Source organism: Mesorhizobium sp., assembly GCF_004963255.1.
Taxonomy (GTDB): domain Bacteria; phylum Pseudomonadota; class Alphaproteobacteria; order Rhizobiales; family Rhizobiaceae; genus Mesorhizobium.
The window spans coordinates 232,454-246,533 of record NZ_SUGA01000002.1 but is presented as its reverse complement, the minus strand read 5'-3'; the positions used below and the strand labels follow the sequence as shown (position 1 = coordinate 246,533).

Below are 14,080 nucleotides of genomic sequence, written 5' to 3'. Positions count from 1 at the left end.
TGGCGCGAATACACCTGCACGATCGCTTTTATTACGGCTCCCAAAAAAACTCCCAAGAAAATAGCTACAAGAAATGATGGTTTTTCAGGATTCGTCGAGCCGGGTACCCCTTTCCGCACGGGGCAAATGAATTGATTCGGAGGGCGGGCCGATGATCGTGATCGTTGACGAGCGAGAGCTCGTGACAGAGGGCTACTCTTCACTTTTCGATCGCGAGGGCGTGGCCACGGCCGGTTTCGCGCCGGGCGAATTCGGCGAATGGGTGAGTTCCGCCGCCGACACCGATCTCAGATCCGTCAGGGCCTTTCTCATCGGCGACTGCCGCGAGGGCGCGGTATCGCCGCGCCAGATCCGCGACCGGACCGGCGCACCGGTGATCGCGCTCAGCGAACATCACTCGCTCGAACATACGCTGCGCCTGTTCGAAAGCGGCGTTGACGATGTCGTCCGCAAGCCTGTCCATATCCGCGAGATTCTCGCCCGCATCACCGCCATTCGCCGCCGCGGCTCCGAAGAGGCCGCCTACACCGAAGTCGGCTCGATGCGCATCTTCATGGATGGCCGCGATCCGGAGATCGACGGCGAGCCGCTGCCGTTGCCGCGGCGCGAGCGGCGCATCCTGGAATATCTGGCCAGCAACCGCGGCCGGCGCGTGACCAAGACGCAGGTCTTCAACGCCATCTACGGCATCTTCGACGAGGAGGTCGAGGAGAACGTGGTGGAGAGCCACATCTCGAAGCTGCGCAAGAAGCTGCGTGAGAAGCTCGGCCACGACCCGATCGATTCCAAGCGGTTCCTCGGCTACCGGCTGGTGTTTTGATGGCCGTCCAAGGCACATCCCGCGCCAGCCTCGCGCAAGACACGAGGCATAGTTTTGTGGCCTCCTACCCAGGCACTGCGGAGATCCATCGATGAGCCTCTACGGAATGATGCGGACCGGCGTTTCCGGTATGAACGCGCAGGCCAACCGCTTGTCCACGGTGGCCGACAACATCGCAAACTCCGACACCACCGGCTACAAGCGCTCTTCGGCCGAGTTCTCGTCACTGATCATGCCCGGCACCGGCGGTGCCTATAATTCCGGCGGCGTGACGACGACGATCCGCTCGGCCGTCAGCACGCAGGGCGTCATGACCTACACCACTTCGGTGTCGGATCTTGCCGTCAATGGCGATGGCTTCTTCATCGTCCAGGATGCCGGTGGCACGCCCTACCTCACCCGCGCCGGCTCCTTCGTCCCGGACGCGCAAGGCCGGCTGGTCAATGCCGCAGGCTACCAATTGATGGCCTATGACTACGCCAATGGCGATCCGGCGGCGACCGCCAACGGTTTCGAGGGCCTGGTGCCGGTGCAGATTTCCGACCAGGAAATGACGGCGACGCCAAGCACCGACGGCATCTTCAGCGGCAACCTGCCGGCGGGCGCCACTCCGGTCGCGGCCGGCAGTCTGCCCTCCACCAACAGCGCGACCGCCCAGTACACATCGAAAACCTCGCTGGTCGCCTACGACAATCTCGGCAACAAGAAGCTGCTCGACGTCTATTTCACCAACACCGGCGCCGGCACCTGGCAGGTCGCGGTCTTCGACCAGTCGAAGGCGACCCCGGGCACCTCGTTCCCGTATACCGGCGGCGCGCTGGGATCGGCCAATCTCACCTTCGACACCACCACTGGCAAGCTCACCGGCGCGACCACGGGCGTTTCCTTCACCGTTCCGGGCGGCCAGACCCTCAACCTCGATCTCTCCAAGCTGACCCAGCTCGGCACCGGCTTCACCGTCGCCGACGCCAAGGTCAACGGCAACGCGCCGAGCTCTATCCAGAAGGTGCAGATCGGCCAGGACGGCGTCATCTACGCGCAGTTCGCGGACGGCTCGACCAAGGCGCTTTACAAGATCCCGCTGGCCGATGTTCAGAGCCCCGACAACCTCACCGCCATGCCCGGCAACGTCTATGTGCAGAGCACCGATTCCGGCGCGGTCCATATCGGCTTTGCCAACGAGGGCAAGCTCGGCTCGATCGTCTCCGGGGCGCTTGAAAATTCCAACGTCGACATCGCCGAGGAATTGACCAACATGATCGCGGCGCAGCGCAGCTACACCGCCAATTCCAAGGTCTTCCAGACCGGTTCGGACCTGATGGACGTCCTCGTCAACCTGAAGAGATAACCGACGGGCGCCGCCCGTGAAAGATCAGCATGTCGCTTTCCTCCGCACTAAGCATTGCCCAGTCGGCGCTTCTGGCCACCTCCAAGCAGACCAGCGTCGTATCGCGCAATGTGGCCGATGCCTCGAACCCGGACTATACCCGCCGCATCGCAGTGGTGACCAGCACGGCGCCCGGCGCCAGAATGGTGGAAATCCAGCGTACCGCCAATGATCTGCTGTTTCGGCAGAACCTCCAGGCGCTGTCGGCATGGAGCGGCCAGAGCGCGCTTTACGACGGCATGGATCAGCTCGATCTGTCGGTCAACGGGGTCGACAACGCGTCATCGCCCTCGACGGCGATCGCCAACCTGCAGAAAGCCCTCCAACTCTACGCCACCACACCGTCGAACCAGAACCTTGGCACCAGCGTCGTCGACGCCGCCAAGCAGGTGGTGAATTCGCTGAACAGCGGCACCAAGGCGATCCAGGATTTCCGCACCCAGGCGGACAGCCAGCTCGCCACCGCCGTCAACGATCTCAACTCGCTGCTCAGCCAGTTCCAGGACGCCAACAGGGCCGTCATCTCGGGCACACGCTCGGGCACGGACGTATCCGACGCGCTCGACCAGCGCGACGCGCTTTTGAAGAAGATATCGGAATATGTCCCGGTCTCGACCTTCACGCGCGGCGACAACGACATGGTCATCACCACCAAGGACGGCACGACGCTGTTCGAGACCGTGCCGCGTTCGGTGACCTTCACGCCATCATCTGGCTATTCGGCAGGTACGCCCGGCAACACGATCTATATCGACAACGTGCCGGTTTCCGCGGGCACCGGCGACAACACCACCGCCGACGGCAAGCTGGCGGGCCTGTTGAAGCTGCGCGACGGCGTCGCCTCGACCATGCAGAGCCAGCTCGACGAAATCGCGCGCGGCCTGATCACGGCATTTGCCGAGACCGCGCCGTCGCAGCCCAATGCGACCGGCCTGTTCACATGGTCCGGCGCGCCGGCAATTCCGCCCGCCGGCACCCTGGTCGACGGCCTCGCCGGGTCGATCAGCGTCAACGCCGCCTTTGATCCGAGCGCCGGCGGCAATCCCGCGCTGCTGCGCGACGGCGGCGCCAACGGCGTGGCCTATGTCGCCAACACCGGCGGCGGCGCATCCTATGCGGACCTGCTAATCGGTTACGGCAACAAGCTGGATCAGCCGATGGCTTTCGATACGTCCACCGGCATCGCCGTCAGCTCCGGCGTCTCCGACTATGCGGCCAACGCCATCGGCTGGTTCGAAGGCGTGCGCCAGCAGGCTTCGACCAATGCAGACAACAAGCAGGCGCTGGCGGCACGCTCGGCCGAGGCGCTGTCGAACGACACCGGGGTCAATATCGATCAGGAAATGTCCCTGCTTCTCGACCTCGAGCACACCTATCAGGCATCGGCGCATATGATGAAGACGGTAGGCGACATGCTGGATTCCCTGTTGGCGGCGGTGGGATAATTCATGAAAGCGACAGGCGTTTCCTCGGCTGCCATATCCAACGCGCTGCGCTACCAGCAGGCGAAGATGCAGGCGGAGCTCATCAAGGCGACGAAGGAATCCCAGACCGGCACGGTCGCCGATATCGGCCTGGCGCTCGGCAGCCGCACCACCCAGGCCGTCACCTTCCAGCGCGATCTCGACCGGCTGAACGGCATTGTCGATTCCAACGCGCTCGTCACCGCGCGCCTGAAATCGACTCAGGATTCGCTCGGCCAGATCGCCAACAGCGCGCAGAGCTTTCTGTCGGCGCTGACCAGTGGCGTGTCGGGTGACTCCTCGACCAGCATCCTGCGGACCGCCGGCGCCTCGGCGCTGCAGCAGATGACCGGCATCGTCAACACCAGCGTCAACGGCGAATATCTGTTTGCCGGCACCAACACCGACGTCAAGCCGATCGACGACTTCAACGCCGCCGGCTCGCCGGCCAAGGCTGCGTTCGACGCCGCTTTCACCAGCTATTTCGGCTTTGCCCAGACCGACCCGGCCGCGGCCAACATCACCGCCGCGCAGATGGATAACTTCATCACCACGCAGGTCGAGCCGCAATTCTTGGGCTCCGGCTGGCAGGCCAACTGGTCGAGCGCCACCGACGAGCAGATCACCAGCCGCATTTCGCTCAACGAGACCACCCAGACCTCGATAAGCGCCAACGACCAAGGCATCCGCAAGCTCGCCATGGCCGCCGCCATGGTCAGCAGCCTGATGACGGGCAGCATCAGCGAGGCCGCGCAGAACGCGGTCGTCAGCCGCGCCCAGGCGCTGGTCGGCGAGGCGATCGGCGGCATCACCCAGATACGGGCCGAAACAGGCATTGCCCAGCAACGGGTGTCCGATGCCAGCGACCGCATGAAGACCCAGGTCGACCTCTTCGAGAAGCATATCCTTGATCTCGAAGGCGTTGATCCCACGGAAGCGGCGACCCGCGTGGCCGACCTGACACAGCATATCGAGACATCCTTTGCCTTGACCGCGCGTCTGCAGCAGCTCAGCCTGCTCAACTATCTGACTTGAACACGTAAACCGGAACGCCAGAGCGCCGACGATGTATCAATTCTCCTACGCCGACATCCAGACCGACTCCGTCGCCGACGCCAAGGACCGGGAGCGGCAGTTGCTCACCCGCTCGATCGACATGCTGGCGGCGGCGGCGGCAGTCGGCACCGACTCCATGGAGGCGGTCGAGGCGCTGCATTTCACCAACCGCATCTGGACCACCTTCGTCGAGGATCTCGGCTCCAGCGACAACGCGCTCCCCAAGGAGCTGCGCGCCAACCTGATCTCCATCGGTCTGTGGCTGCTGCGCGAGACAGAGGATATCCGCCAGGGCCGCACCAACAATTTCGAAGGACTGATCGAGGTCTCCCAGATCATCCGAGACGGCATCCAATGACCAACACGCTGAAGATCTCGCTGAAGCCCAACGAGAAGATCTACATCAATGGCGCGGTCATCCGCGTCGACCGCAAGGTCACCATCGAGCTGATGAACGATGTGCAGTTCCTGCTCGAAAGCCATGTCATCCAGGCCGACCAGGCCTCAACGCCGCTCAGGCAGCTTTATTTCATCGTGCAGATCATGCTGATCAACCCGGCGGGCGCCGCAGAAGCGCGGGACATGTTCCGCCGCTCGCTGCCGATGCTGATCGCGAGCTTCGACAACCAGGACATCTGCAACAGCCTGAAGCAGATCGACCGCATGGTCGGCGAGGACGAGATCTACGAGGCGCTGAAGGCGATCCGCGCGCTCTATCCGCTCGAGCGCAAGGCGCTCGAAGACACTGACGAGATTCCCGAAGCGCCCCGCGCACTGGCTGTAGGAGCATAAGATGGCTGTCGACATGACGACAACGATCCCGGTTGGCGCCAACCAGGCCAGCCAGCAGACCTCGAAGACTGCGGTGGACTACCAGTCGTTCCTGAAGCTCCTGATCGCCGAGATGAAGAACCAGGATCCGACCAAGCCGATGGATTCCACGCAATACGTCGCGCAGCTCGCCACCTTCTCCCAGGTCGAGCAGTCGGTACAGACCAACACCAAGCTCGACCAGATCATGCAGTCATCGGCGCTCTCGCAGGCCGACGCGCTGATCGGCCGCTCGATCACCTCGGCCGACGGCAAGACCACCGGCACGGTGGCTTCGGTGACGCTCTCCAGCAACGGTCTGATCGCCGTGCTGCAGGACGGCACCAAGGTCCCGGTCGGCGCCGGCGTCTCGATCAAGCCGGCCAGCTAGAGCATGTCTCCCGAAAGTGGGAACCGGTTTCGGGATAAAGACATGCGTAAAACCAAAGACCTAAAGCGCATGGAGCGAATCCGAAAGATTGCGACGCGCTTTAGTCGGATCGCTGGGGGTGTGCCCGCATGAATGAGGCCGATGCCCTCGATATCGTCCAGTACGCGGTCTGGACGGTTCTCACCGCTTCCGCCCCCGTGGTGCTGGTGGCGATGGTGGTCGGCATCGGCATCGCGCTCATCCAGGCGCTGACCCAGATCCAGGAGATCACGCTGACCTTCGTGCCGAAGATCGTCGCCATCATGCTCGTGGTGGCGCTGACTGGCCCATTCATCGGCAGCCAGATATCGGCCTTCACCAACGTTATCTTCGAGCGCATCGAGCACGGCTTCTGACGCAAAGCCGCGACAGGCGTATAGCGGCCTGTTCGCAACGCCCGAGATCGCTTGCGGTGGCGTTTGTCGCGGCTAGATTGTAGCCGTGCCGGTATCGGCCGGCGTCTTTGTCGCAAACGGCGATTCAGGAAAAGATGCATCAGGCAAGAACGGCCGGCGGGCCATGTGCGGAATAGCCGGCGTCTGGCGAAAGCGCGATCCGATCGGGAGCGGCGATCTTTCCGATGTCGCGCGCATGATGCAGGCATTGGCGCATCGCGGTCCCGACGACCACGGCAACTGGAACAACGCCCGCCTGGCGCTCGGGCATCGCCGGCTGACCATCATCGACCCCTCACCCGCCGCGCGCGAGCCGATGCTGACCGCATCCGGCGACGGCGTGCTGTGCTACAATGGCGAGGTCTATAATTTTCGCGCGCTACGCAAGACACTGGAGGCGGAAGGCCTGACCTTCCGCACGGTGTCCGACACCGAAGTGCTGCTTCAGGCCCTGCATCACTGGGGCCCGCAGAAAGCGGTGCCGTTGTTCGACGGCATGTTCTCCTTCGCCTATTTCGATGCCCGCGACGGGGCCTTGTGGCTTGCCCGTGACAGGCTCGGCATCAAGCCATTGTCGGTCGCCGACACCGGCGAGCGCTTGCTGTTTGCCTCCGAGGACAAGGCGATTCTCGCCTGCCATGACATTGCGCGCCGGATCGACACGCGCGAGCTGACATTGCGGCTTGCCTGGCAGAGCCGTGATTCCAGCTACAGCGTCTTTGACGGCATATACCGGCTGCCGCCCGCCGGTCTCTGGAGGATTACCGGCGATGGCATCGAGAAGCGCCGCTTCTGGCATGTCCTCGATGTGATCGAGACGGCGCGCATCGTCGAAGACAAGACATCCGACGCCGAGCACATGGCGACGCTGGAGAGGCTGCTGGAGGAGAGTGTCGAGCTGCATTGCATCGCTGACACCAGCCTGGCCACCGCCTGCAGCGGCGGCGTCGATTCCGGCCTGATCACTGCCCTCGCCAAGCGCTTCAGGCCGGAGCTGCACGGCTATGTCGTCGACCCAAAGCTCGGCCGCAGCGAGGCGCAGGACGCCGAGCGGACCGGCCGCCATGTTGGTGTCAGCCTGCGCCGGGTTCCTTTTGACAGGGACCGCTTCTTCGAGCTCTGGCCGCGCGCGGTCTGGCATCTCGAGACCGATGGCTGGCACGCCAGCCACGCTGCGCTGCTGGCGCTGGCCGAGCAATGCCGCGCCGACGGCGTGAAGGTGCTGCTCACCGGCGAGGGCTCCGACGAGCTTTTCGGCGGCTACAAATGGCAGGCGTCGACAATGCGGCTCTGGCGCCACTCCTGGCTGCAGCGCCTGTTCCGCTCGAAGGCCCGACGCGACCGCAAATTCGCCGAACTGCGCCGCGCACCGTTCCGCAACTCGATCGGCCGCGGATCGCCCTCCGAGCGCAGCATGGCGCTCAGGGCCCTGTCGCCCGAGTTGAATTTCCTGCAGACGAAGCTGTTCGACAGGCTGGACGGCGTCACGCCGTTCGACGACCGCGCCTTCCTGGCAAGCTGCTTCTACGACCTCTACTCGCATCTGCAGGACCTGCTGCACAGGCATGACCGGCTGAGCATGGCGGCTTCCGTCGAGCTCAGGGTGCCGTTCCTCGAGAACCGGCTCATCGACTTCGCCCTTCACCTGCCGCGCCGGCAGAAATACCGCGACGGCACCGGCAAATGGCTGCTGAAGAAGCTTGCCGAACGCCATCTGCCGCATGAAAACATTCGTGCGGCAAAGATCGGCTTCGACATGGCCGATGCTTTTTCGGCCGGCACGCAAGGGCTGCTGCGCGGCGGTCTGCTCCGCGACGCGATGAAATGGTCGCCCTCCGAAGTGGACGACCTGATCGACATGGCAAGAGGCCAGGAAACGTCGCGCCTGCGCCTGGTCGGCATGGAAATGCTGCTCAGGCTCTACATGGGCGGCAGCACCACAGGTGACCTGACCGAGGCCCTGCACGCCGAGACGAGAGGCGAAAAATAGCCCAGGGTTGGTCCAGACCGGCAAGATGCTTGGTTTAAAGCTTCGCCGACGCATTTTCGCCTTTGCCATCCTGTTGTTGGGTCGCACTCTTGACGAGTCGCCGGCCTCTTCGGGCGCGGCGAGCCTCAATAGCGGACGAAGGCCCAACCATGATCGACGACGAGCCGGAAAGCGAACGCGTCTCCGCGCTGGCGCCGTTCCGGCACGGCATATTCCGAGCCGTCTGGGCTGCCAGCCTGGTGTCGAATTTCGGCGGCCTGATCCAGGGCGTGGGGGCCGCCTGGATGATGACCACGATCGCCACCTCGTCCTACCAGGTGGCGCTGGTCCAGGCTTCGACCACCTTGCCGATCATGCTGTTCGCGCTCGTCGCCGGCGCCATCGCCGACAGCTTCAACCGCCGCAAGGTGATGCTGGTGGCGCAGACCTTCATGCTGATCGTCTCGGCGCTGCTCACCTTGTTCACCTGGCAAGGCTGGATGACGCCCTGGACGCTGCTGGCCTTCACCTTCCTGATCGACAGCGGCACGGCGCTGAACAGCCCGTCATGGCAGGCTTCGGTCGGCGACATGGTGCCGCGCGCCAAGGTGCCGGCGGCGGTCGCGCTCAATTCGCTGGGCTTCAACATCACCCGCAGCGTCGGCCCGGCCATCGGCGGCGTCATCGTCGCTGCCGCGGGTGCCGCGGCCGCCTTCGCCGCCAACGCCATCAGCTATATCGGCCTGATCACCGTGCTCGCCCGCTGGAAGCCGGCGCTGCCCGAGCAGACCCTGCCGCGCGAGTCGCTTGGCGCGGCGATGGGTGCCGGCCTGCGCTATGTCGCAATGTCACCCAACATCGCCAAGGTGCTGGTCCGAGGTTCGGCTTTCGGCTTCAGCGCCGGCGCGGTGCTCGCGCTTCTTCCGCTGGTGGCGCGCGACGTCGTCAAGGGCGATGCGCTGACCTATGGCATCATGCTCGGCGCCTTCGGCATCGGCGCGGTCGGCGGCGCGCTGATCAGTGTGCGCTTGCGGCAGCTGCTTTCCAGCGAGGTGATGGTGCGCATGGCATTTGCCGGCTTCGCGCTCTGCGCCCTCAACGCCGCGGTCAGCCACAATGGCTGGCAGACATCAGCGGGCCTGCTCATTGGCGGCGCCTGCTGGGTGATCGCCCTCTCGCATTTCAACGTCACCGTGCAGATGTCGACGCCGCGCTGGGTGGTCGGCCGCGTGCTGTCGATCTACCAGACGGCGACCTTCGGTGGCATCGCGCTGGGCAGTTGGATCTGGGGCGTCGTCGCCGACGCGCATGGCGCCGAAGCCGCGTTGATTGCGGCGGCGGTCGCCATGCTGGCTGGCGCGGCCATCGGCTTTGTCCTGCCGTTGCCGAAGCAGACGGTTCTCAACCTCGATCCGCTCAACCGCTTCAAGGAGCCGACGCTGTCGCTCGATCTCAAGCCGCGCAGCGGCCCGATCGCCGTCATGATCGAGTACATCATCCGCGAGGACGATGTGCCGGAATTCCTGGCGACCATGGCCGAGCGCGGCCGCATCCGCCGCCGCGACGGCGCCCGCAACTGGACGCTCGCGCGGGATCTCGAAAACCCGTCGGTGTGGATCGAGCACTACCACACGCCGACCTGGGTCGAGTATATCCGCCACAACCGTCGCGCCACCCATGCCGATGCCGTGGTCGGCGAACGCATCCGCGCGCTGCACAGCGGCGAGAACCCGCCGCGCGTGCGCCGGATGATCGAGCGACCGACCACCGCGGGCACGACGCTTGTCTCGCCCAAGGGCCCGATCGATCACTGATCTTCTGGCCGGTCAATGGCCTGTGATGCTGTCGGCGAGAGCAGCCAGCCTTGACGTGTGGCCGAGCCCCGCCGCCTCGCGCTGGTCGGCGATGCGGTAGAGCTGGTACATCGAATGCACGCCCAGCCAGCGTAACGGCTCCGGCTCCCAGGGCCGCACCTTGCGGTTGACCCAGGGCAGCCGCGTGAGTTCGGTATCCTGGCCGAGCACCAAATCGGTCAGCGTGCGCCCCGATAGATTTGAACTCGACACGCCGAGCCCGACATAGCCGCCGGCCCAGCCGATGCGCGTCGCCGGGTCGAGCCCCACCGTCGTGCACCAGTCGCGCGGCACGCCGAGCACGCCGCACCAGGCATGATCGATGCGGCATCCCGCGGTCTGCGGCAACAGCGTGGTCAGGATCGTGTGCAGCTGGTCGATCGTTGCCTGCTGCGTCTGGCCGTTGATATCGGTGCGCGAGCCGTAGCGGTAGGGCACGCCGCGCCCGCCCATTGTGATGCGGCCCTCGCGTGTGCGCTGGGCATAGCAATAGGCATGCGCGGCATTGCCGAGCAGCTCGTGCCCCTGCCAACCGATCTTGCGCCAGAGCTCTTCCGACAGCGGTTCGGTGACGATCTGAGCGCTGTTGAGCGCCAGCCAGGTCCGCTCTTCCCCCGGGATGCCGGCCGTGAACCCTTCGGTGGCGCGGATGATGGTTTCGGCCCGCACCGTGCCGCGGTCCGTGGCCACGACGCCCTTGGCAATGGCGATGACTGTCGTCTTCTCATAGATGGAAACGCCGAGACGCTCGACCGCCGCTGCCAGCCCGCGCACCAACTTGGCCGGCTGCACGCGCGCCTGGCCGCGGATGACGAAGCCGCCCATGACATTTTTGATGTTGATGCGCGCCCGTGTCGCCTCGGCGTCAAGCAGTTCGATCCGTTCGGGATCGGCATCCCAGGAGCGGGTCGTCTCGCATTCCTCGCGCACGCGCTCCAACTGCGCCGGGTTGGTGGCGACCGTCAGATTGTCGACACGGCGGATATCGGCATCGATGCCCTCTTCCGTCGCCACCCGGATCACCTCGTCGACGCAGCCGGCCATCGCCTGCTGCATGGCGGTGACGCCTTGGCGTGTCGAGGTCTTCAGATACTTCTCGCGCGACCAGCCGAAACCGCCCGACAGCCAGCCGCCATTGCGCCCCGAGGCGCCGAAGCCGGCGAACTCGCGCTCGACGAGCACGATGCGCAGCGATGGCTTCGCCCTCTTCAGATAGTAGGCCGTCCACAGTCCGGTATAGCCCGCGCCGACGATCGCGACATCCGCTTCGATGTCGCCCGGCAATGCCGGACGCGGCGCGGGGATGCCGCCCAGATCCGCATACCAGAACGAGATGTCGCCGTTGCGCTTGACTTGCATGGGATGGGTTCCAGGAGTGACGTCTTAGAGACCGTTTCGAAATTCGCTCCGGCGAGTCATATGGTGGTGGTTTTGAGAACCGGAGCGGAGCGGACATTCAGGTCCGTGAGCACCGGAAGCGCAGAAAACGCCATCAGATGGCCGGCGGAGTGGATTTTCCAAATGGCCTCTTATTGGCCGGGCTGTCGATCGGGTCAACCTTCGCCCGACAGATCGCGCCGCGCCTTGTCGAGTTCCTCGGCATAGCGGCGCATCAGATGGCTTTCGGTGAGCAGGCCAAGGACGATGCGCTCATCAAAATCCTCCACCACCGCCAGTTCCTCGGCCCCCGTTCGCTGGAAGGTCTCGGCCGCGGTCTGGACATTCATCGAGGGCACCAGCACGGCGTCCTTGAACTGGGCCAGCGCGCTCACCGGCGTATCGCCATCGGAACGATCGCTGTGCAGTTCAGGCACCAGCAGCATGCCGACATACTGGTCGGCATGTTCGACGGCGATGACACGCTGGGCGGAGCCGAGCGGGACCTCCTTGCGGAATTCGGCAAGCGTCGTCGAGGCAGGGATGGTGCGGACGTCCTTGCGCATCATGGAGCCGACGGTGAGGCTGCGCATCCAGCCGACGTCATGAGCGCTGCGGATCGTCTCGCCGCGCAGATGGAAGCGCCAGGTCGAGAAGGAGTAGCCGAAGGTCTCGCGCACCAGGATCGCCGACATGATCGAGGCCGCCAGCACCACGCCGGTAAGCGTCAGGTCGCGAGTCGATTCCAGCGCCAGGAACGTCATGGTCAGCGGACCGCCAACGACGCCGACCGCAAGCGAGGTCATGCCGACAACGGCGGCGACCGCCGGGTCGATGCCCGCCGACGGCGCGGTCATCGCCATGACGCCCGCGAAGACCTTGCCGAGCAGCGCGCCCAGGAACAGCGAGGCGAAGAACAGGCCGCCGCGGAAGCCCGAGCCGAGCGAGATGGCGGAGGCCGCCAGCTTCATCACGAAGACGCTCGCCACGACCGGCAGCGCGTAATTCATGGCGAACTCGCGGTGCAACGCGCCATGGCCGCTCGAAAGCACCTGCGGCGTCACCAGCCCGAGCAGGCCGACGAAGATGCCGCCGATGAACGGCCTGACCGACGCGTCGACCGACAACCGCACGAAGACGCGCTCGACGATGCTGACCAGATGCATGATGGCGATCGAAGCCGCGCCGCCAAGCAGGCCCAGCAACAGGAACGGCACATACTCGCTGGCGGTCAAATTCGGCAAACCTGACAGTTCCAACGGAAACGGCACGCCGCCGAACATTTCCGCCGTCAGCGAGGCGCAGATAGCCGCCGCCATCACCGGCGCCACATTGGCGACGGAATAGATGCCGATGACCAGCTCGAAACCGTAGAAGGCGCCGGTCAGCGGCGCGTCGAAAGCGGCGGCGATGGCGCCGGCCGCACCACAGCCGACCAGGATGCGCACGTCATTGCGCCGCAGCCGGAAGGCTCGGGCAAGCCTGGAAGCGATGCCGGAGCCGATCTGCGTGTAGCCGGCTTCCAATCCGACCGAGGCGCCGAAGCCGGAGGAAATCATCGTCTGAGCCACGATGATGAAGGTGTCGGTGAGCGACATGCGCCCGCCATAGAGCGCGTTCGCCTCGATCGGGTCGACCGGCGTGCGGAATTTGGATCGTCTGAGCCAAATGACGGAAAGACCCAGCAGCAGGCCGCCGATCGCCGGAAACATCGCCTGCACCGGATCGGCGAGCGAGAACATCGCCGAAAGCCGGCCGCCCGGCTGCACGTCGAACAGCAGATAGTGCATGCCTTGCACCAATGCGCTCATGCCGGTGACCAGCGCGCCCGCGATGGCGCCGACAATGCCGGCCATCAGCACGATGACGATGCCGCGCGCCTCGAGCACCGGGATCGAGCTGATCAGCACCGCGCGAAGCCGGCGGGCGTAGACTTGTGGGTCGTTTCTGGCAGGCAACGGAACGGCTCGCCGGTATGCGGAGGAAAAGAGCTGCCACGGGTGATACGCGCGGCGGCTATGCGTGGCAACCGCAATGCCGACCGCTTATGGCGCCAATTTGGCGTTGCGCGAATTAGCGCTAAGAAGTCTTCCGCCGCGACAAAGGCGATAGATTTGATCAGCTGCCGGGATTGTCAGCGGGCCGCAGTTGTCCTCCGCGACGAAGATCGCCAGCAGCTCCGCCGGCAGGGCCGGCCGCTTTCAAGTCGGCGCGCCGCCGCCTGTCTCGTAAAGTGTGAGCTTGCGGTCGCCGATGCCGAGCTCCGCCCAGCTCGCGCGCCACTCGGCGATATGCGCCGACTTGAAATGCGCTTCTAGCGCGGCGCGGTCGCTCCAGGCTTCCGAGATATGGATGAGCCCGGCGTCCAGCACATCCTGCGCGTAGGAATAGTGAAGGCAGCCCGGCTCGGCGCGGCTCGCCAGGATCATGCGCTGCATTGCCGGCCTTGCCTGCTCAAGCCTGTCTGGTGGCAGCCGGATCGTGCCGATGATCAGCAGCATGCGATTTTTCCTTCCGCCG

The 14,080-nt window shown here is 64.8% G+C and carries 13 protein-coding genes; 10 read left to right on the top strand and 3 right to left on the bottom strand.

What is annotated here, in order from left to right:
• The first annotated feature begins 151 nt into the window (after nucleotides 1–151).
• From E5X34_RS04020 to E5X34_RS03975, 10 genes are all read left to right on the top strand, one after another.
• Nucleotides 152–820, top strand: a complete 669-nt coding sequence (locus tag E5X34_RS04020; RefSeq protein WP_042640505.1) for a response regulator transcription factor — start codon at nucleotides 152–154, stop codon at nucleotides 818–820.
• A 91-nt stretch (nucleotides 821–911) separates the two neighbouring features.
• Nucleotides 912–2,168 carry a flagellar hook protein FlgE gene (locus E5X34_RS04015; protein WP_292561326.1) on the top strand — a complete coding sequence of 419 codons (1,257 nt, stop codon included), beginning with the start codon at nucleotides 912–914 and terminating at the stop codon, nucleotides 2,166–2,168.
• 29 nt (nucleotides 2,169–2,197) lie between these two features.
• Nucleotides 2,198–3,652, top strand: coding sequence for a flagellar hook-associated protein FlgK (gene flgK, locus E5X34_RS04010; protein WP_292561323.1), 1,455 nt, complete (start codon nucleotides 2,198–2,200; stop codon nucleotides 3,650–3,652).
• A gap of 3 nt (nucleotides 3,653–3,655) precedes the next feature.
• The gene (locus E5X34_RS04005) at nucleotides 3,656–4,705 is read left to right on the top strand and encodes a flagellar hook-associated family protein (protein WP_292561320.1); all 1,050 of its coding nucleotides are present in this window, start codon (nucleotides 3,656–3,658) and stop codon (nucleotides 4,703–4,705) included.
• 31 nt (nucleotides 4,706–4,736) lie between these two features.
• Nucleotides 4,737–5,084: a flagellar biosynthesis regulator FlaF gene (gene flaF / locus E5X34_RS04000; protein WP_042640513.1), complete on the top strand. Its 348-nt coding sequence runs from the start codon at nucleotides 4,737–4,739 to the stop codon at nucleotides 5,082–5,084.
• Nucleotides 5,081–5,518, top strand: a complete 438-nt coding sequence (flbT, locus tag E5X34_RS03995) for a flagellar biosynthesis repressor FlbT (protein WP_292561317.1) — start codon at nucleotides 5,081–5,083, stop codon at nucleotides 5,516–5,518. Before flaF ends, flbT begins: the two co-directional genes overlap by 4 nt.
• A gap of 1 nt (nucleotide 5,519) precedes the next feature.
• The gene (gene flgD, locus E5X34_RS03990) at nucleotides 5,520–5,927 is read left to right on the top strand and encodes a flagellar hook assembly protein FlgD (RefSeq protein ID WP_126059607.1); all 408 of its coding nucleotides are present in this window, start codon (nucleotides 5,520–5,522) and stop codon (nucleotides 5,925–5,927) included.
• 128 nt (nucleotides 5,928–6,055) lie between these two features.
• On the top strand, nucleotides 6,056–6,322 hold the full coding sequence (gene fliQ, locus E5X34_RS03985) for a flagellar biosynthesis protein FliQ (RefSeq protein WP_040989996.1): 267 nt from the start codon (nucleotides 6,056–6,058) through the stop codon (nucleotides 6,320–6,322).
• A gap of 163 nt (nucleotides 6,323–6,485) precedes the next feature.
• Nucleotides 6,486–8,351, top strand: coding sequence for an asparagine synthase (glutamine-hydrolyzing) (gene asnB, locus E5X34_RS03980; protein ID WP_292561312.1), 1,866 nt, complete (start codon nucleotides 6,486–6,488; stop codon nucleotides 8,349–8,351).
• A gap of 149 nt (nucleotides 8,352–8,500) precedes the next feature.
• Nucleotides 8,501–10,144 (top strand): MFS transporter, encoded by a 1,644-nt coding sequence (locus tag E5X34_RS03975; protein ID WP_292561309.1) that lies wholly within the window; start codon nucleotides 8,501–8,503, stop codon nucleotides 10,142–10,144.
• 12 nt (nucleotides 10,145–10,156) lie between these two features.
• Here the strand turns inward: E5X34_RS03975 and E5X34_RS03970 are convergent, their stop codons facing one another.
• The 3 genes from E5X34_RS03970 to E5X34_RS03960 all read right to left on the bottom strand — a co-directional run bounded on the left by E5X34_RS03970 (nucleotide 10,157) and on the right by E5X34_RS03960 (nucleotide 14,061).
• On the bottom strand, nucleotides 10,157–11,542 hold the full coding sequence (locus tag E5X34_RS03970; RefSeq protein WP_292561306.1) for an FAD-binding oxidoreductase: 1,386 nt from the start codon (nucleotides 11,540–11,542) through the stop codon (nucleotides 10,157–10,159).
• 194 nt (nucleotides 11,543–11,736) lie between these two features.
• Nucleotides 11,737–13,518, bottom strand: a complete 1,782-nt coding sequence (locus E5X34_RS03965; protein WP_292561302.1) for a chloride channel protein — start codon at nucleotides 13,516–13,518, stop codon at nucleotides 11,737–11,739.
• A gap of 243 nt (nucleotides 13,519–13,761) precedes the next feature.
• Nucleotides 13,762–14,061 carry a putative quinol monooxygenase gene (locus tag E5X34_RS03960; protein WP_292561298.1) on the bottom strand — a complete coding sequence of 100 codons (300 nt, stop codon included), beginning with the start codon at nucleotides 14,059–14,061 and terminating at the stop codon, nucleotides 13,762–13,764.
• Nucleotides 14,062–14,080 lie beyond the last annotated feature (19 nt).